Below are 20,996 nucleotides of genomic sequence, written 5' to 3' on the forward strand. Positions count from 1 at the left end.
TGATGCAGACTCACATGCGGCAGGAGATTGATGAGATACCGGAGGCCGTTCAGCGCCTGCTCGACGGGTCGAAATCCGAGCTTGCCGCCGCAGGTCGTGCGCTTCGCGACAAAGATCCGGCTTTCCTGATTACGATCGCCCGCGGCTCCTCCGATCATGCCGCAACCTTCATCAAATATGCGGTCGAACTCACCAGCGGCAGACCCGTCGCTTCGCTCGGCCCCTCGCTTGCATCCATCTATGGCGCAAGGCTCGAACTCGGCGCCGGAGCCGCGATCGCCATTTCCCAATCGGGCAAGAGCCCCGATATCGTGGCGATGGCGGAGGCGGCAACCAAGTCCGGTGCGGTAACGATTGCGCTTACCAACACGCTGCCTTCGCCGATCGCCGGCGCCTCGGCCCACGCCGTGAATATCAATGCCGGACCGGAACTTGCGGTCGCGGCGACCAAATCTTTCGTCAATTCCATTGTCGCGGGTCTCGTTTTGCTTTCGGAATGGGTAGGCGACCAAGGACTTAAGGCGGCGATCGGCAATCTGCCGTCACATTTCGAAACCGCAGTTAAACTCGATTGGAGCGAGCTCGCACAGGAACTCGGCGAAGCGGACTCCCTCTACATGCTTGGGCGTGGCCCAGCGCTTGCGATTGCGAGCGAAGCGGCACTGAAGTTCAAGGAGACATCCAATATGCATGCGGAAGCCTATTCCGCGGCGGAGGTCCTGCATGGTCCGGTTGCGTTGGTCGAAAAGCGGTTTCCCGTCGTAACCTTTGCTGCACGGGATGCCGCTGAAGCCTCTGTGGCCGAGATCGCCGACAGCTTGGCGAACAAGGGCGCGCTTGCTTTTGCCACTTCGGACAAGGTGAAGAAAGCCAGGCAGTTGCCGTTTGTCCCGACCGGCCATCCCCTGACCGATGCGCTCGCCCTGATCCTGCCTTTCTATGGTTTCGTCGAGGCATGGTCGCGCGCCAAGGGCTTCAATCCGGATGCGCCGGTAGCACTCAAGAAAGTGACAGAGACATTATGACGACACGCAAGGCCATCACCGGTGCCCGCATTTTCGACGGCACCATCTGGCATGACGGTGCCGCACTCATCATCGCAGACAGCAAGATCGGGTCCGTGGAGCGGGCAACGCACCTGCCATCGGACGCGGAAACGATTGATGCCGAGGGCGCGCTGATCGTGCCGGGGTTCATCGATCTTCAGGTCAATGGCGGCGGCGGGGTGTTGCTGAACGAGGAGCCGACAGCGGAAGGCCTGAGACAGATCTGCGCAGCGCATGCGAAATTCGGCACCACCGCGCTGTTGCCGACGCTGATCACCGATACGCCGGAAATCACGGCCAAAACGGTGGCGGCCGGCAAGCAAGCAAAAGAGCAGGGATTACCCGGTTTTCTCGGCCTGCATCTGGAGGGGCCGCATCTATCGGTCGCGCGCAAGGGAGCTCATGACCCGACCCTGATCCGGCCGATGGAAGAGAAGGATATCGAACTCATCCTGACCTGCCGGGGGGAGTTCGAGGCGATGATGATCACCATCGCGCCGGAAAACGTGACGGTCGACCAGGCAGGGCGTCTGGCGCAAGCCGGTTTCACCGTCAGCCTCGGCCATACCGAAACAAGCTACGAAACGGCGAGAACCTATGCAGCGGCAGGGGCGCGGACGGTGACGCATCTCTTCAACGCGATGAGCCCGCTTGGCCACCGCGAGCCGGGTCTCGTCGGAGCCGCGCTGGACACCGGCTCGCTCTATGCAGGGCTGATTGCCGACGGCATTCACGTGCACCCTGCTTCGATGCAGGTCGCCCTCCACGCCAAGACAGGGCCTGGCAAGATCTTCATTGTGACGGATGCCATGTCCACCATCGGAACCGATTTGAAGAGCTTCACCCTGAACGGCCGGGAGATCCTGCGTCGGTACGGCCGCCTGACGCTCGCCGACGGGACGCTCGCCGGCGCCGATATCGACATGATATCTTCCGTGCGTTTCGTACACCGGACCCTTGGACTGCCGCTCGAGGAGGCACTCAGGATGGCCTCGGCCTATCCTGCGGAAGCGGTCCATATTTCGGATCGAAAAGGATCACTGAAGGCAGGGTACGACGCGGACTTCGTAATCCTCACACGTGACCTCGGCATGAAGAGCACCTGGATTGGCGGCAACAAGGTCTATCAAAACCACTAACCGGCTATCGGAATGGCGACCTGTACTTTTAGGCCCCTCCCTTCGCGGCCTTGCGCGAGGGACAATGCCGCGCCGTGGAGGCGGGCGATCTCTTCCACGATCGGCAGCCCGAGGCCTGTGCCGGATTTTTCCGTCATCCCTCCGCGTTCGAAGCGCTTCAGCACCTGCGTCTGCTTGTCCGGGGGAATACCGGGGCCATTGTCCTCCACCTCAAGTACGGCCATGTCGCCCTTCTGGTTGACCCGGACCGTTACCTCTGCACCGGCGCCCGCATAGAGCAGCGCGTTGCCGATCAGGTTTTTCAGGAGTTCGCCGATCAGCAGGGGCTCGGCGAAGACCGTGGAATCCCCCTCGCCCTCAAAACCGAGATCGATGTCAGCTTCCGCGGCGAAGGGCACGTGCTCGGCCGTGACCCCTTGCGCCAAGGCCCTCAGGTCGATCTTCTGCATCGACGTCGACCGCTTCGTCGCATCGATCCTCGCCATCAGCAGGAGCTGTGCGAGGATGCGTTCCGCATCGGCAACGGCTTCGTCGGCCTTGCGGGTGGCTTCCCTTGCCACTCCAATATCCGTGGCACGGCCAGCAAGCGCCAGCTGCGTGCGGATGATGGCGAGCGGCGTACGCAGCTGATGGCTCGCATTGCCGGTGAAATGCCTGAGCGCCTCCAGCGCTCCCTCGAGCCGCACCATGAAGGAATTCACGGTATCGACAAGCCCCTGCACCTCATTGGGTACCCGCTCGCTGATCGGATGCAGATCGTCGGGACTGCGTTCGGCGATTGCCTCGCTGAAACGGTAGAGCGGACGCAGCGACAGCGTCACCGCCACCCAGACGATCACGGCAGCACCGGCGATCATGAAGAGCAGTCGCAAAGCCGATCGGATGAGGATCGTCCGCGTCAGATGCTGGCGGGCGATGGTTGTTTCGGCAACGGTAACGATGAAAGGTACCGAATTGATGCCGGTTGAGGCCGACCGGGCGAGCGCCGCGACACGGATCGGCTCGCCGCGGAAGGTGGCATTCTCGAATGCGGCGGCCTGTCCCTCGCGACGCGGTATCGACGGGAGGTTCTGATAGCCGGTGATGAACGTTCCCGGCGGCCCGTCGACGCGGTAGAAAACCCGGTCCTGCGCGGCTGAAGTCAGCATTTCGAGCGCGACATAGGGAATGTCGACCTCGAGAGATCCGTCCTCGGCAACGATCACCCGTTCCGCGATGGCGAGCGCCGAACCGGCAAGAACCCGATCGGAAACCTCATTGGCCGTATCGACCGCCTCGTCCCAAGTATCGATCATGGCAGCCGTGCCGATGACGGCAGTGGCAAGCAGGAGCCAGGCGAGCAGCCGGCGCCGAAGCGAATAGGCAGCGGAGGGCGTCATGAGCCAGGTGCCAGGGTTTCAAGATAATACCCGATGCCTCGGGCGGTCTTGACCGTCAGCCCGTACGGCGCCAGGCGGCGGCGCAAGCGGCTTACATATTGCTCGATCGCATTGGCCGACAGATCGTCGTCAAAGCCGCTCAAAGAACCGATGATGGCATCCTTGGAGACGACTTTGCCCGCCCGCAGGAACAGGAGCTCCAGGAGTGCGACCTCCCGAGCCGGGATATCGAGCGGTACGCCCTGGCTGGAAAAGGTTCGGGACGTGAGGTCGAGGGTAATGCCGCCGTAATTGACAATCGAGCTCCTCAAGCCCGCTTGCCGGCGCAAGAGCACCCGGATGCGGGCTTCGAATTCGGAAATATCGAAGGGCTTGATCATGTAGTCGTCGGCACCAAGGTCGAGGCCCCTTACCCGCTCCTCCGGCGTACCGCGCGCGGTCAGGATCATCACGGCAGCCTTGTTCGCTCGTGCGCGCATGGCGCGAAGAACGTCCAACCCATCCATTTCCGGAAGGTTCAGGTCGAGGATCACCAGATCATAAGTCTCCGCCGCCGCAACAGCCTCGGCGGACGCACCATCGGCCACCGCGTCGACCGCATAACCGCTGCTTCGCAGGATGGCCGACAGCCCCTCGGCCAGTGCCTGATTGTCCTCGACCAGAAGAATGCGCACGAACTCCCCCAACTTCAGGACGCGATTATAAACGCGCGGAAGCGGGGATGTCACGGAGGCGCTTGAAGGATGGTTACTGCGACCGGCCGATATAATCCATCTTGCCGATGGGAACGCCCTTGTGGCGTAGAATCGCGTAAGCGGTCGTTACATGGAAGTAGAAATTTGGAATGGCGAAGCCCAAAACATAACTTCTTGCGGTGAAGGTCGTGGAGCCCGTGCGGGTCTTCAGTACCACCTCGGCCTCATCGCGGCCTTCCATGCTGGCCGGGTCGACGCTCTTCAGAAAAGTCACCGTTTTTTCAATGCGCGCATGCAGATCGGCGAAGGTCACTTCGTCATCGGTCATCGGTACGTTTTCCAGCTGGGCCACGCGCACGGGCACGAACTTGGCCGTGTCGCTTGCCCGCTGGACCTGGGCGGGAAGCGGATACATGTCTTCGATCAGCCGAGCCTCCAGCAATTCCTTGTGCGCCATGCCTTTTTCATCTGCAAATCTCTCCGCTTTCCTGAGGATTTCACTGAGATTGCCGAAGGCGCGAATGAAGACAGGTACCGAAATATCATAGAGCGAAAGCGACATGGATCTGACCTTGCTGACGAGTGGCGCCCGAAGGCGAAAAGACCGAACGAACGTAAGGACGCCGGATTATAAAACAAGCAGATGCAGGCTGCATTCGCGTGACCGTGACGGGAATGCCACGCGCCTGCCGCCGCCTTGTCCCCGCGCCATCGGTGAGGCATTGTTGACGGATGAAAGGTCCGCTCGTCTCCTTGCTCTGTCTTGCTCTTTCCTCCGGTCTTGCAGCCGCAGGCACGACTACGTTTCCGGCTCTTTCCGGTCGCGAGGACGCGCCGGTTCTGCATGTTTACTCCTCGCTCGATGAACCGCTCGCAAAACCTATGATCGCCGGCTTCCAGCAGGCCAACCCGGACGTGACGGTTCGTTACGAGGATATGCTGACGGGCGAGATCTACGACCGGATCGTGCGGGAGACCGATTTAGGCAAGAAGACCGCGGACTTCGCCTTTTCCTCCGCCATGGATCTGCAGGTGAAGCTCGCCAACGACGGTTATGCCCAACGCAGCGACCTGCCCATGAGCGGCCAGTGGCCGGCATGGGCCAACTGGCGCAACACCGCCTATGCATTAACCTTTGAGCCTGCCGTATTCGTCTACCACAAACCCAGCTTTAAGGATTTTCCTCCACCTTCGACACGGGCGGAATTCGTGGACTTCCTGCAAAAGCAGGGGGATGCGATCTACGGGAGGATCGGTACCTATGACATTGAGCGGTCCGGCGTGGGTTTCCTGTTCATGGCCCGCGACCAGGAACAATTCGGCGACATCTGGTCGGTGATCCAGGCGATGGGCGCCGCGGGCGTCAAGCTATATTCGACCAGCGAGGCCATTCTGGAACGCGTGGCTGACGGGCGTTTCGCGCTCGGCTATAACATTCTGGGCTCCTATGCGGCCGACTGGGCGTCCCGGTATCCCGATGTCGGAATTGTGCTGCCGAAGGACTACACGGTCGTCATGTCGCGCATCGGCCTGGTGCCGCAGGCTGCCAACATGCCGGAATTAGGCAAAAGATACCTGCAATTCTTTATGTCCAAGGAAGGCCAGACGATCATGGCGCGTGAACTGCAGATCCCGGCCGTCAGTCCGGAAGTTGCCGGCAACAATACCGCCACGACGATGCGGGAGATGCTCGGCGGTCAATTGAAGCCGGTGCCGGTCAGCCTCGGACTGATGGTTTATCTCGATCAGGTAAAACGGGCGCGGTTGATAGCCCGATGGAACGAGGTCCTCAGGCTGCAATAACCACAAAAATTCCGACCGAATGCCCGTTAACCTCTTGCCAAAAGTCAAGATGGCGAAATCTGTCAGGTAGATGTCAGCTTGATATGTTGGCTTATGTCTAATCGGCCCCGTGGAGGCGGGACCCGATCAACGACGGGAGGAGTTCAGGTTGGCGGTTTCCGCACACCCTTTCCATCCCTTCGTTTCGCCTGAGAACAATTCGCGTCAGATCAGGACGCCAACGGAGGATTTACCCTTGAAACACTTCTTTCTCGCTTCCATTCTTGCTGGAGCACTTGCACTGCCAGCCTATGCCGCGGATTACACCATCATGGCGCCGGCAGCGCCGGGCGGCGGCTGGGACCAGACCGCCCGTTCGCTGCAGACCGCCATGCAGCAGGAGAAGATCTCCGGCAATGTGCAGGTCATGAACGTGCCGGGCGCTGGCGGCACCATCGGCATTGCCCAATTCGCCAGCCAGCAGAAGGGCAAGCCTAATGCGCTGATGGTCGGCGGTTATGTCATGGTCGGCGCTATCCTCACCAACAAATCGCCCGTCACCCTGAAGGACGTCACCCCGATCGCCCGCCTGACCGGCGAATATGAGGCGATCGTCGTCCCGGCTTCGTCGGACATCAAGACGATCGGCGATCTCGTTGCCAAGCTGAAGGCAAATCCAGGCGCCGTTTCCTGGGGCGGCGGTTCGGCCGGCGGCACCGACCATATCCTCGTCGGCCTGCTTGCCAAGTCCGCTGGCGTGGATCCCACCAAGATCAACTACATCGCCTTCTCCGGCGGCGGCGAAGCACTCGCGGCTATTCTGGGCAGCCAGGTGACCGCGGGCGTCTCGTCCTACGGCGAATTCGAATCCCAGATCAAGGCCGGGACGCTGCGCCTGCTGGCTGTGTCCGCCGACAAGAAGATCGAGGGCGTCGACGCTCCGACGCTGAAGGAATCCGGCTTCGACGTCGTGCTGCAGAACTGGCGCATGGTTGCAGCCGCTCCGGGCCTTTCGGCCGAGCAGAAGAAGGCCGTTCAGGCGGATGTCGAAAAGGTCGTCAAGTCGAAGACCTGGCAGGAGACGCTGAAGACCAAGGGCTGGGCTGATACCTATCTGTCCGGCGAGGCTTTCGACGCCCAGCTCGCCAAGGATATTACTGCGACCGAAGCGGTCCTGAAGGACATCGGACTCGTCAAATGAGCCTGGACAACAAAACAAGCACCGGACAGCGCCGCCCCGACAGGGCGGCGCTTGCTATCGCCGCCGTTCTTGCCGCAATTGCCGCAGTCATCTTCGTAGACGTTTCTCGTCTCAAAGAGATGGCCGGCTATTCGCAGGTCGGTCCGGCCACGGTTCCGAACTGGATCGCCTTCGCCCTGATCGGCCTGGCCATCTGGACCGTCGTCGAAGCCTTCCGGGGAGATTTTCCCGAACGCGAAAAGCAGCAATTCGGCCCGGTCGCCTGGATCGTTGCGGGTCTTGCAGCCCAGATGCTGCTTTTGACGACCGTGGGCTTTTCCATTGCAACGGGTATCCTGTTCGCGCTTACGGCGGCCGGTTTCGGAAAGCGCAAGCTTTGGATCACGATTCCCGTTGGCATCGTCCTCTGTCTCGTCATCTGGCTGATATTTGCCGGACTGCTGCAGCTCTCGCTTCCGGCAGGCCCGCTGGAACACCTCTTCCTGTGATCGGCGCCGGAGAAAAAGACCATGGCTACATTTGAATTCCTTCTGCAGGGGCTTCTCGCCGCCACACAGCCGCTCAATCTCCTTTACGCGCTGATCGGCGTTACCCTCGGCACGGCCGTAGGGGTGCTGCCAGGCATCGGCCCTGCACTCACGGTGGCACTCCTGCTGCCGGTCACCTATCGGCTCGATCCCACGGGATCACTCATCATGTTCGCGGGCATCTACTATGGCGGCATGTATGGCGGATCGACGACATCGATCCTGCTCAATACCCCTGGCGAAAGCGCCTCCATCGTCACCGCCCTCGAGGGCAACAAGATGGCGCGCGCCGGACGCGGCGGGCCGGCGCTGGCAACCGCGGCGATCGGCTCCTTCGTCGCCGGCCTCATCGCCACCCTGCTGCTGGCCTTCATCGCCCCCTACATCGTCAAGCTGGCGCTGGTCTTTGGTCCTCGCGAATATTTTGCGCTGATGGTGCTTGCCTTCGTCACCGTCTCGTCGGCCTTCGGTGACTCGACGCTGCGCGGCCTGACCTCGCTGTTTATCGGCCTCGCTTTCTCCGTCGTGGGCATCGACCAGCTGACCGGCCAGAACCGGTTATCCTTCGGAATTCCGGACCTGCTGGACGGGATCGAGGTCACGACCATGGCTGTCGCCATGTTCGCGATCGGCGAAACCCTCTTCATCGCCGCCCAAGGCGACAAGGGACCGGACAAGGTCGAAGCCGTGCGCGGATCCATCTGGATGAGTGCGCAGGATTGGGCGCGCTCCTGGAAAGCATGGCTGCGCGGGACGCTGATCGGTTTCCCGATCGGGGCCATGCCGGCCGGCGGGGCCGAGATCGGCACCTTCCTCTCCTATGCGACCGAAAAGCGCCTTACCAAGCATCCGGAAGAATTCGGCAACGGCGCGATCGAAGGTGTGGCAGGTCCGGAAGCCGCCAACAATGCCTCTGCGGCCGGCACCCTGGTGCCGCTCTTGACACTCGGCCTGCCGACGACGGCAACCGCCGCGATCATGCTCGCCGGCTTCCAGCAATACGGTTTGCAGCCCGGTCCGCTGCTCTTTGCGACCAACCCCCAGCTCGTCTGGGGCCTGATCGCGTCGCTGCTCATCGCCAACCTGATGTTGCTGGTCCTGAACCTGCCGCTGGTCGGCCTCTGGGTCAAACTGCTGACCATTCCGAAGCCTTGGCTTTACGCAGGCATCCTGCTGTTTGCGACCCTCGGCACGATCGGCGCCAATCCGTCCGTGTTCGAACTTGGCATGCTGCTGACCTTCGGCTTGCTCGGCTATGCCATGCGGATCTTCGGTTATCCGATTGCGCCGGTGGTCGTCGGCCTGATCCTCGGTCCGCTTGCCGAACAGCAGCTCCGTCGGTCGCTGGCCATCAGCCAGGGCGACGTCACGACGCTCGTGCAATCGCCGATCGCAGCCGGGCTGCTCCTTCTCGCAGCCCTGGCGTTGATAATTCCGCTGATCCTCAGGGCACGCGGCCGCGGCGAAGTGCTCTCGCAGATGGCAGCCAGCGAGGATTGATCACAACGCTGCCACCTACTTCAAGCCCGGCTTCGGCCGGGTTTTTTTATGGATTTAATGACCGAAGACGGACCAACCGGTCCTGGTTGCCAGCATTTCGAGCGCCAAGGAGCCCAGAAGAGAATTTCCGTTGTGGTTCAATCCTGGCGACCATACCGCAACCGAGGCCCGGCCCGGGGCAACGGCCAGGATGCCACCGCCGACACCGCTTTTGCCGGGCAAGCCTACGCGGTAGGCGAAATCGCCCGAGCCATCGTAGTGGCCGCAAGTCAGCATCAGCGCGTTGATGCGGCGTGCCCGCTGCTTGGAGACAACCGTATGTCCGGTCAGCGGATTGCGGCCTGATGCCGCGAGAAAAAGGCCCGACTTGGCCAACTGCATGCATGTCATAGCCAATGCGCAGTGATGAAAATAGACGCCGAGTACATGCTCTACCGGATGATCCAGCTTGCCGAAGGAGCGCATGAAATTCGCCAGCGCGAAGTTGCGATAGCCGGTCGCCTGTTCCGACTTCGCCACATCCGGATCGATGGCGATTGATTCATCGTCGGCGAGATAACGCACAAAGCGGACGATCTCGCCGATTGCCTCCCGCGGCGTATGCCCGGCCAGCACCAGGTCACTCACGGCTATTGCACCGGCATTGATGAAAGGATTTCGCGGCTTTCCTTCCTCATGCTCCAGCTGAATGATGGAATTGAAAGCGGAACCTGAAGGTTCGCGGCCCACACGGTTCCAAGTCGTTTCGCCGTGCTTGCCGAGAGCCAGGGTCAATGTGAAGACCTTGGAAATACTCTGAATCGAAAAGGGAAGATCGGCATCGCCAACCTTGACCACCTCGCCGTCAACCGTGACGATCGCCATGCCGAATTTCTTGGGATCCACGTGCGCGAGCTGGGGGATATAATCGGCGACCTTGCCTTCGCCCAGCCGCGGCGTCAGTTTTTCATGGATCTCATCAACGATCGCCTGCAGGTCTGCCATCTCTCACCCGAAATATTTTGCGCAGACGATCCTTACTATTCGAAGGCCGCGCCGGAAAGATGGTTGCTGGCGGAGGCCTTTACCGCCCCTATCTCCGACCATAACGATGCGATCGTGTCCGGATTGACATCCCCCATGATATCGCGAAGCCAGCCTTCATGGGCTGCCGCCATGGCGACAAAGAGTTCGGTCCCGGCGGGGGTCAGCTTGGCGACGGTGACGCGCCGGTCCCCGTCCGGCGTGACACGCTGCACCAGGCCGTCCACTTCCAGCCGCTCGACTAGACCGGTGACATTGCCATTGGTGACCATGGTGCGCTTGGAAAGCTCGCCGAGACGCAGGCCATCCTTCTCGCGGTAAAGCTGGGCCATGAGGTCGAACTGCGGCAGCGTCGCGCCAAACTCGGCACGAAGCCGGCGGCGGATTTCGTTGGTGATCAATTTCGTCGTGGAGAGCATACGCAACCAAAGCCGCGTTTCCGGCTTGCTGCGCCCATGCGGTCCATGAGCGATCAGTTCCAGATCGGCACTCGTTGCTTCACCACTCATCGTTCACACCCCGAGATATCGGTCTTGCAGCTCCATCGTCAGATCGGCGGGCTTGCCGCTCCAGGCGCTTCGTCCGTTTTCCAGGATGACGCCACGGTCCGCAACCGGCAAAAGCTCGGAAAGCGTCTTATCCACCACCAGGATCGACAGACCTTCGGCCTTCAGCCGGCGTATAGCCTTCCAGATATCCTGGCGGATGACCGGGGCAAGTCCCTCGGTCGCCTCGTCGAGGATCAGAAGCCGCGGATTGGTCATCAACGCACGTCCGATCGCCAGCATCTGCTGCTCTCCCCCGGAAAGCGAACGCGCCATCTGGGTCTGCCGTTCCTTCAGCCGCGGAAAGAATTCGTTGACGCGGTCGAGGGTCCACTGGCCCGGCCGCGCGGCGGCCACCAGGTTTTCATATACGGTGAGATTGGGGAAGCAGCGCCGTCCTTCAGGCACCAGCCCTATGCCGAGCCTTGCCACATGATGCGGACGCCTGCCCTTGAGATCCGCGCCGCCAAGCCTGACCGCTCCCGCACGCGGAGGGTTGAGGTTGCAGATGGCGCGGATGGTCGTTGTCTTGCCCATGCCATTGCGGCCCATCAGCGCCACGACCTCGCCTTCCGCCACGGAAAGATCGACTCCGAACAGTGCCTGGCTCGCGCCGTAGAACGCTTCGATCTTCGATACCTCGAGCAACATCAGGCGTGATCTCCGAGATAAGCGGTACGCACGGCCGGATCGCTGCGGATTTCTTCTACGGTGCCTGTGGCGATGATGCGGCCGTAGACAAGAACCGAAATGCGATCGGCGAGCGCGAAAACAGCGTCCATGTCATGCTCGACTAGCAGAATCGGTGCTTCATGGCGCAGGGTATCAAGGAACCGCGTGAGCGACTTCGAGCCCTCCGGCCCCATGCCCGCCATGGGCTCGTCGAGCAGAAACGCCTTGGACTGCAGCGCCAGCGCCATTGCGATTTCGAGCTGCCGGCGTTCGCCATGCGAAAGTTCAGCAGCGGGGACACGGGCTCGCGCGGCCAGCCCGACGCGCTCCAGGATGGTTATGGCCGCGTCGATCAAGCCCTTGTCCCGCATGACCGGTTTGAAGAAACGGAAGCTCGATCCCTGCTTGGCCTGGACCGCCAGCATCACATTGCGAAGCGCGGAAAAATCCGGTGCCAGCGACGAGACCTGGAATGTCCGCCCGAGCCCCAACCGCGCACGTTGGGCGACACCGAGACCACCAATGTCCTGGCCGGCAAAACGGATCATACCGCTGTCCTGCCTGAGCGTGCCGCATATCTGGTGGATAAGGGTTGATTTTCCAGCGCCGTTCGGGCCGATCAACGCATGGATTTCTCCTGGACGCAGATCGAGCGTCACGCCGTCGGTCGCGCGCAACGCTCCAAAATTCTTTGCCAGATTGGAGATTTCCAGAACTGCATCAGCCATGGCGCGCCCTCCCGGCCAGAAGTCCGAGCAATCCGCCACGCGCAAATAGCACCACGAGAAGCAGGATGAGACCGAGGAAGAATTGCCAGCGCTCGGTAATCCCGCCGAGTGCATATTCGAAAGCAACATAGAGCGCCGCGCCTGCCAGCGGCCCGAACAGGCGCCCTGTACCCCCGAGGATGATCAGCACGATCAGCTCGCCGGACATATGCCAGGACAGCATGGATGGGCTGACGAAACGGTTGAGATCGGCAAACAGCGCTCCGGCCAGTCCGGTCATCATCGCCGAGATCACGAAGGCAGTCAGCCGGATGCGGTAAGGTTGGATGCCTACCGTCGAGACCCGCACCTCGTTCTGCCGCGCCGCCTGCAGCGCCGAACCGAAACGCGAAGCACGGATCACCGCGAAAAGGCCGATGCCTGTAAGCAGGATCACGTAGCAGATCAGGAAGAAGCTCATCGGCCGCATCGTCATCACGCCGGGGAACTGGTTGCGGACGAGAATGGAGAGCCCGTCCTCGCCGCCATAGGCCGGCCAGGAAACCGCGAAATAATAGACCATCTGCGCGAAGGCGAGCGTGATCATGATGAAATAGACACCTGATGTCCTCAAGCTGATGGCGCCGATGGCCAATCCGAGGAGACCAGCGGACAACACGGCCAGAATCCAGATAACCCACATCTGGTTCGTGCCGGAAAGGCCGAAAAGGATTGGCTCGCCGGAGAACGCATGCGTCGCGAGGATGCCGGCGACGTAGCCACCGATTCCGAAAAAGGCCGCATGGCCGAAAGAAACGAGACCGCCGAGGCCGAGTGCCAGATTGAGACCGGTCGCGGCGAGAGCCAGGATGGCCACGCGCGTCGCCAGCGTGATGTAGAAAGGCTGGCCGAGTACATTCGCCGCGACGGGTACGGCAAGCAGGAGCACGGCCAGAATAAGGTTGATAAGGTTCTCGCGGGTCACGATCCTGGCCTCACGCATGCGCTGCCGGGAAAAGGCCGCGCGGCTTCACCGCCAGGATGAGCGCCATGACGATATAGATAAGCATGGAGGCCACCGCGCCGCCGATCATGCCCGCCTGAGCCGGCGGCACGAAGAGCGCCAGGATTTTCGGCAGAAGGAAACGGCCCATCGTATCGGTGACGCCCACCAGAAGAGCACCGAGAAGCGCCCCCTTGATCGAGCCGATGCCGCCTATCACGATCACCACGAACGCGAGGATCAGAACGGGTTCCCCCATGCCGACCTGCACCGACTGCAGGGCACCGACCAGCGCCCCAGCAAGGCCAGCCAGCGCCGCACCAAGTGCAAAAACCACCGTATATAGAGTGCGAATATCTACCCCAAGCGCGCCGATCATCTCGCGATCGCTTTCGCCGGCACGGATACGCATGCCGAGCCGCGTCCTGGTAATCAGCATGTAAAGGCCGAAGGCGACAGCCGCCCCCGCAACGATAATCGCCAGACGATAAACCGGATATTCCGTGCCGCCGGGCAGCGGCACCGCCCCCTGAAGCAGCGGCGGGATATCGAGATAAAGAGGAAAGGAGCCGAAAAGCCAACGCGTGCCCTCGGAAAACATCAGGATCAGCGCGAAAGTTGCCAGCACCTGGTCGAGGTGATCGCGGTCATAAAGTCTGCGGATCACCAGCAGTTCCACGATCGCGCCTGCCGCCGCCGCGCAAGCGAGGCTGGCGACAAGCCCGATCCAGAATGAGCCGGTCCAGGCCGCCACGGTGGCGCATGCGAAAGCACCCACCATGTAGAGCGAACCGTGAGCGAGGTTGATCAGGCCCATGACGCCGAAAATCAGCGTCAGCCCGGCAGCCATGAGAAACAACATGACGCCGAGCTGCAGGCCGTTCAGCAACTGCTCGAGAGCAAGTGCGAGGGTCACGATATAGCCTTAGATCTTGCAGTCTTTGGCGTAGGCGTCCTTGTGATCGGTGAAAATCTTTTCCACCGTCTTGTTGGTCAGGACGCCGTTCTGCTTCACCACTTCGGTCAGGTAGATGTCCTGGATCGGATGCTGGTTGGTATTGAACTTGAATTTTCCGCGCGGAGACTTGATGTCGGCCTTGCGGAGTTCCGCACCGAAGGCATCGGCATCCTTGACGCTTGCCTTCCCCACCGCCGAGAGGATCAGCTGGGCCGCGTCATAGGCCTGGACGGCATAGATGGACGGCAGCCGGCCGTATTCCTTCTGGAAATCCGCGAGAAACTTCTTGCTGGCCTCGTTGTCGAAATCCGGAGCCCACTGGCCGGAAGCCTTGGCGCCGAGCGCCGCATCGCCGATCGCCGGCAGGACGTCCTGGCTGAAGGAGAAACCCGGGCCCATGACCGGGATTTTTACGCCCGACTGAGCGAACTGCTTCATGAAGGCGATGCCCATGCCACCCGGCAGGAAGACGAAAATGCCGTCGGCGCCGGAGGCGCGCATCTGGGCGATTTCGGCAGCATAGTCGGTCTGGCCGACCTGCGTGTACACTTCCGAGGCCAGCTCGCCCTTGTAATAGCGCTTGAAGCCGGTCAGCGAATCCTTGCCGGCCGGATAATTCGGGGCGAGGATGAACATCTTCTTGTAGCTCTTGTTGGCATATTCGCCCATAGCCTCATGAAGATTGTCGTTCTGGTAGGCGGCATTGAAATAGAGCTTGTTGCAGTTGGCGCCGGCAAGCGCCGCCGGAGCAGCATTGGTGGAGACGTAGAACTTGCCTTGCGCGACTGCGCTCGGGGCAACCGCCATCAGGAGGTTCGACCAAACGATGCCGGTCAGGATATCGACCTGATCGCTCTGGATCATCTTATCTGCGATCTGGACAGCCAGTTCCGGCTTCTGTGCATCGTCCTCGGTGACGACCGTGACGTCCTTGTTGCCGGAATTCTTGATCGCCAGCATAAAGCCATCGCGGGTATCGATACCGAGGCCGGCGCCGCCACCGGAAAGCGTGGTGATCATGCCGATCTTCAGCGGCTCGGCAAAGGCCAGTCCCGAGGTGCTGACGCTGAGCGCCACAGTGGCCGCAGCAAGCAGTTTCTTCATGTGACGAACTCCCGTTTGTTGTTGTGTCGTTCCCAGTTTTATTACGTCGGCGGAAAGCAACCCGCCAAGCATTTTCAGTACCTTCCACATTTGCGCGGAAACTTCCACTCTACATTCGTGCCGGAAGCGACGAGCATGAGCGGGGGTTACGCCAATAGCCTCTGCCTTAGGCGGAATCGCTGGATTTTTCCGGATTCGGTCTTCGGTAGGGCGTCGGCGAAGACGATGGAGCGGGGGTATTTGTAAGGAGCGATGACGCTTTTCACATGCTCCTGAAGGAGCCTGACCATAGCCTCGCAGGCCTCGGAACCCGGAACAAGGACGACATGGGCCTCCACGATCATTCCACGCGCTTCATCCGGCACGCCGATGACGGCGCACTCCAGTACCGAATCATGCTTCAGCAGAGCCGCTTCGACCTCCGGACCGGCAATGTTGTAGCCCGCCGAGATGATCATGTCGTCGGAACGGGCTGTGAAATGGAAATAGCCTTGATCGTCTTCGACGAATGAATCGCCCGTGATATTCCATCCGTTCCTGACGTAATCTCTCTGGCGTTCGTCCGCCAGGTAACGGCAACCGATGGGCCCCTTGACGGCAAGCCGGCCGACCGTCCCTCGCGGCACTTCGTTCATATCCTCATCGACGACCATGGCCTCGTAACCCGCCAGCGGTTTACCGGTGCAGGCCGGCTTGGCATCACCCAGATGGTTGGAAATGAAGATGTGCAGCATCTCCGTCGCGCCGATCCCGTCGAGGATCGGTTTGCCGGTCATCTTCACCCATTCCTCGAAGACGGGTGCCGGCAAAGTTTCACCCGCGGATACCGCGATGCGAAGCGAGGAGAGATCGGCACCGTTGTCCATCGCCGCCAACATGGCGCGATAGGCGGTCGGCGCGGTAAAGCTGATGGTCGCCTTATAGGTCTCGATGATTTCGATCATCTTCGGCGGCGTGGCCTGCTCCAGAAGTGTGGCGGCAGCGCCGAAGCGCAAGGGGAAAATGGCGAGCCCCCCGAGACCGAAGGTAAAGGCAAGCGGCGGCGAGCCCACGAACACGTCGTCCGGTGTCACGGCCAGCACTTCCTTCGCATAGGCATCGGCGATGATCAGGATATCGCGATGAAAATGCATCGTCGCCTTCGGGACGCCGGTCGATCCGGATGTGAAGCCCAGCAACGCCACATCGTCACGGCCGGTCTTCACCGCTTCATAACGCACCGGTTTGTCGAGCGCCGCCCGATCGAGTTCGGCATCATGGTTTGCCGTGCCGTCGAAGCCGATCACCTGTTTGAGGAATCTGCTTTCCTTGGCGCAGGCGACCAGTTCATCCATCAGCCGGGTGTCGCAGAGCGCTATGGAGACTTCGGCCTTGTCGACGATCTTGGCGAGTTCGCCGGCACGCAGCATCGGCATGGTGTTGACGACAACGGCTCCCGCCTTTGTCGCCGCCAGCCAGCAGGCGACCATGGCGGGATTGTTGGCTGAGCGGATCAGCACCCGATTGCCCGGCTTTAGGCCGTAGTCTTCCGTGAGCGCCAGAGCGATCCGGTTCGTCCAGTCGGAGAGTTCCTTGTAGGTGCGGCGGCGGCCGTTGCCGATCAGGGCCGTGTGATCCCCGAAACCCTTCTCCACCATGCGATCGGTCAGCTCTACCGCCGCATTCAACCATTCCGGATACTCGAAGGCCCCGAGCTTGATATCCGGCCACTGATCGAACGGCGGAAGATTGTCACGGGCAAACGTATCCCGATGGCCTGACGGTCCCAGCATTTTTCAGTTCCCAGATATTCTTGTCGATGCGGCTTTTTGCCTTTTGTTCAGAAAAGCACCGCTTTCGGTCCGTGGCAAGAGAGAAACTTTAAGTTTATAATAATTTTTGCCATCCTCCCGCTGAGGGCTTCCAACGGAACGGCTGCGGTGCCAGTATCACGCCGCTTCAACAGCGACTGCGGAGAAATGATGATGCGCCACCGGATCAGCGATTGGGACAATGCCTATGCCAACGGCATCAACATTCCCCAAGGTGATCGCTGGCCGACCGCGTGGGTCGAGCCGGCGCGGCTCTATCGCGAAGCTCTTTCTGCTTTGGAACGCACGAGGCTTGGCCTTCCCTATGGGGAACGTCCGCGCAACAGGTTCGATCTCTTTCTGCCGCAAAACAAGCCCGCCGGCCTCGTTGTCTTTGTCCATGGCGGTTTCTGGATCGGGCTCGATAACAGCTATTGGTCGCATTTCGCCCGGGGCGCCGTAGAACGGGGCTACGCCGTCGCCATGCCGATGTACACGCTCGCCCCGGAAAACCGGATCGCAGACATCACGCTTGAGATCGGCAAGGCGATCGAGGCCGCGGCCAAAGAGGTGGATGGGCCGATCCGGCTGATTGGTCATTCCGCCGGTGGACATCTGGTGACGCGAATGATCTCCTCGACCTCGCCGCTGCCGGAAGCGGTACGCGACCGTATCGTCAACGTCGTCTCGCTATCGGGCGTCCACGATCTGCGACCCCTCATGCAGACGAAGATGAACGAGAAGCAGCGGATAGACCGGGAAGAAGCCTACCGGGAAAGTCCGGCGCTTCTCGAGCCGATGTCGGGGGCTCGAGTGACCTGCTGGGTGGGAGCGGGCGAACGATCCGAATTCATCCGCCAGAACGCGCTGCTTGCCAACATCTGGAAAGGGCTCGGCGCCGAGACTGCGGTCGTCGAAGAACCAGACAAACATCATTTCAACGTCCTGGACGGGCTAGAAGACCCCAACCATCCCCTGGTGGACGCGCTGTTTTCTTAAAGGGATGCAGCAGCGCGAGCTGCCTGATCATAGTGGCCGGAAAGCGCCCGCAGCCGCGCCGCCACCTCCGAAAGGGATTCGGCGGAGACTTCCGTCGCAAGGACCGAGCGCACCAAAAGGCTCTCGCGCATAGCCTTATACCGGGCGCAGGCATCGGCACCGGCTTCGGTCACCATGACCAGCTTTTCCTTGCCGCGCCTTCCCGATTTTATGAGTTTCATGCGCTCGAGCTTCTTCAGCGCATAGGTCACCACGTGCGTGTCCTCGATGTTCAGAACGAGGGCAATATCGGCGAGCGTCTTCGGCTTGTTGCGGCTGTTGATATTGTGCAGCACCAGGATGTCGACCGGGGAGAGGTCCGGCACGCCGGCGGCAGCCATGCAGCGTATCATCCAGCGATTGAAGGCGTGGTTCAGCATGATCATGCCGAATTCGATTTCGGAGAGAGCCGGCAAGGCGCCGGTCGCCAGATGCCCGGAGGAAACGATCGGGCCGAAACTATCCTTTTCCGATGACATGGCTTCTCTTCCCGGGAATGAGGGCGCCGGCGGCAGAATGCCGACGGCGCCTCTCAAATCACATCTTCTTGTAGGCGTCCAGAATAGCAGCGCCATCGGCTCCGGCTTTCTTCAACCAGTCTTCCGTCAGCTTTGCGCCAACCTCGCCGAGCCCTTTCTTCAGATCGGCGCTGGGTTCGACGACCTGCATGCCATTCTTCTTGAGCGTCTCCATGTAGGCCGCTGTCTTCTCAGCCCCGAGTCCCCAGCCCCGGGTTTCCGCGGCAGCCGCTGCATCGGTCACGGCCTTCTGGACGGCAGGGTCCAAAGCCGCGAAGGCCGCCTTGTTGACGAAGACGACGTTCTTCGGGATCCAGGCCTGAGTGTCGTAATAGTGGGTCAGCGATTCCCAGATCTTGGAATCGACCCCGGTGGCGCTCGATGTCATCAGGCCGTTGACGACGCCTGTCGCCAGAGCCTGGGGCAGTTCGGCCGCTTGGACCGTGACCGGCTGAGCGCCGACGATCTCGGCGATACGGGATGTGCCGACATTATAGGCACGCCATTTCAAGCCCTTGAGATCCGCAACGCCGTTGACGTCCTTCTTGGTGAAGATGCCCTGCGGCGGCCACGGCGTTGTGTAGAGCAGCTTCAATCCCTGTGCATCCAGCGCCTTTTCGATTGCCGGCCTGGAAGCCGCCCACAGCTTCTTCGATTGGTCGAAGCTGGTTGCTAGGAACGGCACCACGTCGATCCCGAAAACCGGGTTTTCATTCTCATGCAGCGAGATCAGCACCTCGCCCGCCTGCGCCTGGCCAGTCTGCACGGCACGCTTGATGTCCGGCGCCTTGAAGAGCGAGGCGTTCGGATGAATGTTGATCTTCAAAGCGCCTTTAGTCGCGGCATCCACGTCGGATGCGAACTGGCTGAGGTTCTGGACGTGGTAGTTTGCGGGCGGATAGGCCGACGGCAGAACCCATGCGGTCTGTGCGAGTGCCGAGCCTGCGGCGGCAATCAGCGCCGCACCCGCAAGACCCGAAAAAATGAGGTTCGAAAGCAAGCGTTTCATGTCAGTTCCCTTCCTTTTTCTATGAAGCTAATCTTTTTCGCCAAAGCTAACCCGGGAAAGCCATTTTCGGCAGGACCATCACGATATCCGGGAAAACCGTGATGATGGCGACGGTCGCCACGAGCAGGAAGAAGAAGGGCAGCGAAGCTTTCGCCACCGTCAAACTGTCTCGGCCGCTCATCGTCTGCAGCACGAAGAGGTTGAAGCCGACGGGCGGGGAAACTTCGGCCATTTCGACGATCAGCACAAGGAAGATGCCGAACCACACGAGGTCGAACCCCGCCTGTTGAATCATCGGCAGAACGACGACGGTGGTCAGAACGATCATCGACAGACCATCGAGAGCCGCGCCGAGCAGGATATACATGATGGTCAGAACCGCAATCAGCGCATAGGGGCTCAGATTGAAGCTGTCGACCCAGTTCGCGAGCGCGTTCGGGATGCCTGTATAACCCATGGCAATCGACATGAAACCGGCGCCTGTCAGGATCAACATGATCATGCAGGTGAGCCGGGTGGCACCCATGACGCTTTCCCAGAAGGATTTTCTCGTCAGGGAACCGGACCATGCGGCGATTGCGAGCGACCCGAGCACACCCCAGGCCGCGCACTCGGTCGCAGTCGCCCAGCCGAGAAGTAGGGTCGCGAAGACGAGCACGATCAGGAGCGTCACCGGAATGAGGTTCGCCGATTCCCTGAGCTTCTCTTTAAAACTCATTTTCGGAGGCGCCGGCGGGGTCTTGTCCGGATTGAGGAGAGACCAGACGATGATGTAGCCGGAATAGAGCGCCATGACGATGAGGGCCGGCAGAAAGCCTGCAAGGAAGATCTGGATGATCGAGACGTTTGCCGCGACCGCATAGACCACCATGGTGATCGATGGCGGTATGAGGATGCCGAGCGTGCCGGCGCCTGCAAGCGAGCCGAGGCTTACCATCTCGTCGTAGCCACGCTTCTTGAGTTCCGGCAGGGCGATCTTGGCGATCATCGCCGTCGTTGCGGCCGAGGAGCCGGAGATCGAGCCAAAAAGGCCGCAGCCAAGGATATTCACGTGCATCAGGCGGCCGGGGAGCCAGCCGAGCCAGGGCGACAAGCCGCGGAACATCTCTTCCGACAGCCGGGTCCGGAACAGGATCTCTCCCATCCAGACGAAGAGCGGCAGGGCTGCAAGCGACCAGGAGGCGCCGCCGCTCCAGGAATTTGTGGCAAGGACCGCGCCAATCGGGATGCCCGGCACGAACAGCATGGCGATGAAGCCGCAGATCAATAACGAGACCCCGATCCACACTCCGCCGGCGAGCAGTGCCAACAGCACAAGAAGAACCACCCCGGCTATTTCAACGAGTTCGATTGTCCCCAT

21 protein-coding genes are annotated in these 20,996 nt (G+C 60.9%); 7 read left to right on the top strand and 14 right to left on the bottom strand.

The window, feature by feature from the left end; all coding sequences use genetic code 11:
• The first annotated feature begins 2 nt into the window (after window positions 1–2).
• Window positions 3–1,025, top strand: coding sequence for an SIS domain-containing protein (locus EDE09_RS17425; RefSeq protein WP_112796466.1), 1,023 nt, complete (start codon window positions 3–5; stop codon window positions 1,023–1,025).
• Window positions 1,022–2,185, top strand: coding sequence for an N-acetylglucosamine-6-phosphate deacetylase (nagA, locus tag EDE09_RS17430; RefSeq protein ID WP_132411936.1), 1,164 nt, complete (start codon window positions 1,022–1,024; stop codon window positions 2,183–2,185). The genes EDE09_RS17425 and nagA overlap by 4 nt, the downstream gene beginning before the upstream one ends.
• Here nagA and EDE09_RS17435 read toward each other — a convergent pair.
• From EDE09_RS17435 to EDE09_RS17445, 3 genes are all read right to left on the bottom strand, one after another.
• Window positions 2,182–3,564, bottom strand: coding sequence for a sensor histidine kinase (locus tag EDE09_RS17435; RefSeq protein WP_132411938.1), 1,383 nt, complete (start codon window positions 3,562–3,564; stop codon window positions 2,182–2,184). The two genes, nagA and EDE09_RS17435, sit on opposite strands and share 4 nt — an antisense overlap.
• Entirely contained in the window at window positions 3,561–4,238 is a 678-nt protein-coding gene (locus EDE09_RS17440) for a response regulator transcription factor (protein WP_105373590.1), read from the bottom strand. Before EDE09_RS17440 ends, EDE09_RS17435 begins: the two co-directional genes overlap by 4 nt.
• A 73-nt stretch (window positions 4,239–4,311) precedes the next feature.
• Window positions 4,312–4,821, bottom strand: a complete 510-nt coding sequence (locus tag EDE09_RS17445; RefSeq protein ID WP_112796224.1) for a DUF1993 domain-containing protein — start codon at window positions 4,819–4,821, stop codon at window positions 4,312–4,314.
• Window positions 4,822–4,991: 170 nt separating this feature from the next.
• On the opposite strand from EDE09_RS17445, the gene EDE09_RS17450 reads away from it, so the two are divergent.
• The 4 genes from EDE09_RS17450 to EDE09_RS17465 all read left to right on the top strand — a co-directional run bounded on the left by EDE09_RS17450 (window position 4,992) and on the right by EDE09_RS17465 (window position 9,269).
• A complete protein-coding gene (locus EDE09_RS17450) occupies window positions 4,992–6,062 on the top strand; it encodes an ABC transporter substrate-binding protein (RefSeq protein ID WP_112796222.1) in 1,071 nt (356 codons plus the stop codon).
• A gap of 235 nt (window positions 6,063–6,297) precedes the next feature.
• Entirely contained in the window at window positions 6,298–7,242 is a 945-nt protein-coding gene (locus EDE09_RS17455; protein ID WP_132411940.1) for a tripartite tricarboxylate transporter substrate binding protein, read from the top strand.
• Window positions 7,239–7,730 carry a tripartite tricarboxylate transporter TctB family protein gene (locus EDE09_RS17460; protein ID WP_132411942.1) on the top strand — a complete coding sequence of 164 codons (492 nt, stop codon included), beginning with the start codon at window positions 7,239–7,241 and terminating at the stop codon, window positions 7,728–7,730. The genes EDE09_RS17455 and EDE09_RS17460 overlap by 4 nt, the downstream gene beginning before the upstream one ends.
• Before the next feature lie 21 nt (window positions 7,731–7,751).
• Window positions 7,752–9,269, top strand: a complete 1,518-nt coding sequence (locus EDE09_RS17465) for a tripartite tricarboxylate transporter permease (protein ID WP_132411944.1) — start codon at window positions 7,752–7,754, stop codon at window positions 9,267–9,269.
• Window positions 9,270–9,323: 54 nt separating this feature from the next.
• On the opposite strand, the gene EDE09_RS17470 is transcribed toward EDE09_RS17465, so the two are convergent.
• The 8 genes from EDE09_RS17470 to EDE09_RS17505 form a co-directional block, all read right to left on the bottom strand.
• The gene (locus tag EDE09_RS17470) at window positions 9,324–10,253 is read right to left on the bottom strand and encodes a glutaminase (RefSeq protein WP_105373584.1); all 930 of its coding nucleotides are present in this window, start codon (window positions 10,251–10,253) and stop codon (window positions 9,324–9,326) included.
• Window positions 10,254–10,288: 35 nt separating this feature from the next.
• Window positions 10,289–10,801: a MarR family transcriptional regulator gene (locus EDE09_RS17475; protein ID WP_132411946.1), complete on the bottom strand. Its 513-nt coding sequence runs from the start codon at window positions 10,799–10,801 to the stop codon at window positions 10,289–10,291.
• A gap of 3 nt (window positions 10,802–10,804) precedes the next feature.
• Window positions 10,805–11,491 (bottom strand): ABC transporter ATP-binding protein, encoded by a 687-nt coding sequence (locus EDE09_RS17480; protein WP_207914861.1) that lies wholly within the window; start codon window positions 11,489–11,491, stop codon window positions 10,805–10,807.
• A complete protein-coding gene (locus EDE09_RS17485; RefSeq protein WP_132411950.1) occupies window positions 11,488–12,237 on the bottom strand; it encodes an ABC transporter ATP-binding protein in 750 nt (249 codons plus the stop codon). Before EDE09_RS17485 ends, EDE09_RS17480 begins: the two co-directional genes overlap by 4 nt.
• A complete protein-coding gene (locus EDE09_RS17490; protein WP_132411952.1) occupies window positions 12,230–13,219 on the bottom strand; it encodes a branched-chain amino acid ABC transporter permease in 990 nt (329 codons plus the stop codon). Before EDE09_RS17490 ends, EDE09_RS17485 begins: the two co-directional genes overlap by 8 nt.
• Window positions 13,212–14,135: a branched-chain amino acid ABC transporter permease gene (locus EDE09_RS17495; protein ID WP_132411954.1), complete on the bottom strand. Its 924-nt coding sequence runs from the start codon at window positions 14,133–14,135 to the stop codon at window positions 13,212–13,214. Before EDE09_RS17495 ends, EDE09_RS17490 begins: the two co-directional genes overlap by 8 nt.
• Window positions 14,136–14,144: 9 nt before the next feature.
• Window positions 14,145–15,281, bottom strand: coding sequence for an ABC transporter substrate-binding protein (locus EDE09_RS17500; protein WP_132411956.1), 1,137 nt, complete (start codon window positions 15,279–15,281; stop codon window positions 14,145–14,147).
• Window positions 15,282–15,427: 146 nt separating this feature from the next.
• A complete protein-coding gene (locus EDE09_RS17505; protein WP_132411958.1) occupies window positions 15,428–17,053 on the bottom strand; it encodes an AMP-binding protein in 1,626 nt (541 codons plus the stop codon).
• 189 nt (window positions 17,054–17,242) lie between these two features.
• Between EDE09_RS17505 and EDE09_RS17510 the strand changes: the two genes are divergently transcribed.
• A complete protein-coding gene (locus tag EDE09_RS17510) occupies window positions 17,243–18,070 on the top strand; it encodes an alpha/beta hydrolase (protein ID WP_165924207.1) in 828 nt (275 codons plus the stop codon).
• Here EDE09_RS17510 and EDE09_RS17515 read toward each other — a convergent pair.
• The 3 genes from EDE09_RS17515 to EDE09_RS17525 are packed head-to-tail and all read right to left on the bottom strand — an operon-like array spanning window position 18,067 to window position 20,996.
• The gene (locus EDE09_RS17515; RefSeq protein WP_105373577.1) at window positions 18,067–18,588 is read right to left on the bottom strand and encodes a winged helix DNA-binding protein; all 522 of its coding nucleotides are present in this window, start codon (window positions 18,586–18,588) and stop codon (window positions 18,067–18,069) included. The two genes, EDE09_RS17510 and EDE09_RS17515, sit on opposite strands and share 4 nt — an antisense overlap.
• A 58-nt stretch (window positions 18,589–18,646) precedes the next feature.
• Window positions 18,647–19,636: a TRAP transporter substrate-binding protein gene (locus EDE09_RS17520; protein ID WP_112796199.1), complete on the bottom strand. Its 990-nt coding sequence runs from the start codon at window positions 19,634–19,636 to the stop codon at window positions 18,647–18,649.
• Between the two features lie 46 nt (window positions 19,637–19,682).
• A complete protein-coding gene (locus EDE09_RS17525; protein ID WP_105373576.1) occupies window positions 19,683–20,996 on the bottom strand; it encodes a TRAP transporter large permease subunit in 1,314 nt (437 codons plus the stop codon).

It is taken from the genome of Neorhizobium sp. S3-V5DH (assembly GCF_004343065.1).
Lineage (GTDB): Bacteria > Pseudomonadota > Alphaproteobacteria > Rhizobiales > Rhizobiaceae > Neorhizobium > Neorhizobium huautlense.

Coding starts and splice junctions, on each gene's coding strand:
- EDE09_RS17425 (WP_112796466.1), top strand. CDS start 3: ATGCAGACTCACATGCGGCAGGAGATTGATGAGATACCGGAGGCCGTT.
- nagA (WP_132411936.1), top strand. CDS start 1,022: ATGACGACACGCAAGGCCATCACCGGTGCCCGCATTTTCGACGGCACC.
- EDE09_RS17435 (WP_132411938.1), bottom strand. CDS start 3,564: ATGACGCCCTCCGCTGCCTATTCGCTTCGGCGCCGGCTGCTCGCCTGG.
- EDE09_RS17445 (WP_112796224.1), bottom strand. CDS start 4,821: ATGTCGCTTTCGCTCTATGATATTTCGGTACCTGTCTTCATTCGCGCC.
- EDE09_RS17450 (WP_112796222.1), top strand. CDS start 4,992: ATGAAAGGTCCGCTCGTCTCCTTGCTCTGTCTTGCTCTTTCCTCCGGT.
- EDE09_RS17460 (WP_132411942.1), top strand. CDS start 7,239: ATGAGCCTGGACAACAAAACAAGCACCGGACAGCGCCGCCCCGACAGG.
- EDE09_RS17465 (WP_132411944.1), top strand. CDS start 7,752: ATGGCTACATTTGAATTCCTTCTGCAGGGGCTTCTCGCCGCCACACAG.
- EDE09_RS17470 (WP_105373584.1), bottom strand. CDS start 10,253: ATGGCAGACCTGCAGGCGATCGTTGATGAGATCCATGAAAAACTGACG.
- EDE09_RS17475 (WP_132411946.1), bottom strand. CDS start 10,801: ATGAGTGGTGAAGCAACGAGTGCCGATCTGGAACTGATCGCTCATGGA.
- EDE09_RS17485 (WP_132411950.1), bottom strand. CDS start 12,237: ATGGCTGATGCAGTTCTGGAAATCTCCAATCTGGCAAAGAATTTTGGA.
- EDE09_RS17490 (WP_132411952.1), bottom strand. CDS start 13,219: ATGCGTGAGGCCAGGATCGTGACCCGCGAGAACCTTATCAACCTTATT.
- EDE09_RS17500 (WP_132411956.1), bottom strand. CDS start 15,281: ATGAAGAAACTGCTTGCTGCGGCCACTGTGGCGCTCAGCGTCAGCACC.
- EDE09_RS17505 (WP_132411958.1), bottom strand. CDS start 17,053: ATGCTGGGACCGTCAGGCCATCGGGATACGTTTGCCCGTGACAATCTT.
- EDE09_RS17510 (WP_165924207.1), top strand. CDS start 17,243: ATGATGCGCCACCGGATCAGCGATTGGGACAATGCCTATGCCAACGGC.
- EDE09_RS17515 (WP_105373577.1), bottom strand. CDS start 18,588: ATGTCATCGGAAAAGGATAGTTTCGGCCCGATCGTTTCCTCCGGGCAT.
- EDE09_RS17520 (WP_112796199.1), bottom strand. CDS start 19,636: ATGAAACGCTTGCTTTCGAACCTCATTTTTTCGGGTCTTGCGGGTGCG.
- EDE09_RS17525 (WP_105373576.1), bottom strand. CDS start 20,996: ATGGGGACAATCGAACTCGTTGAAATAGCCGGGGTGGTTCTTCTTGTG.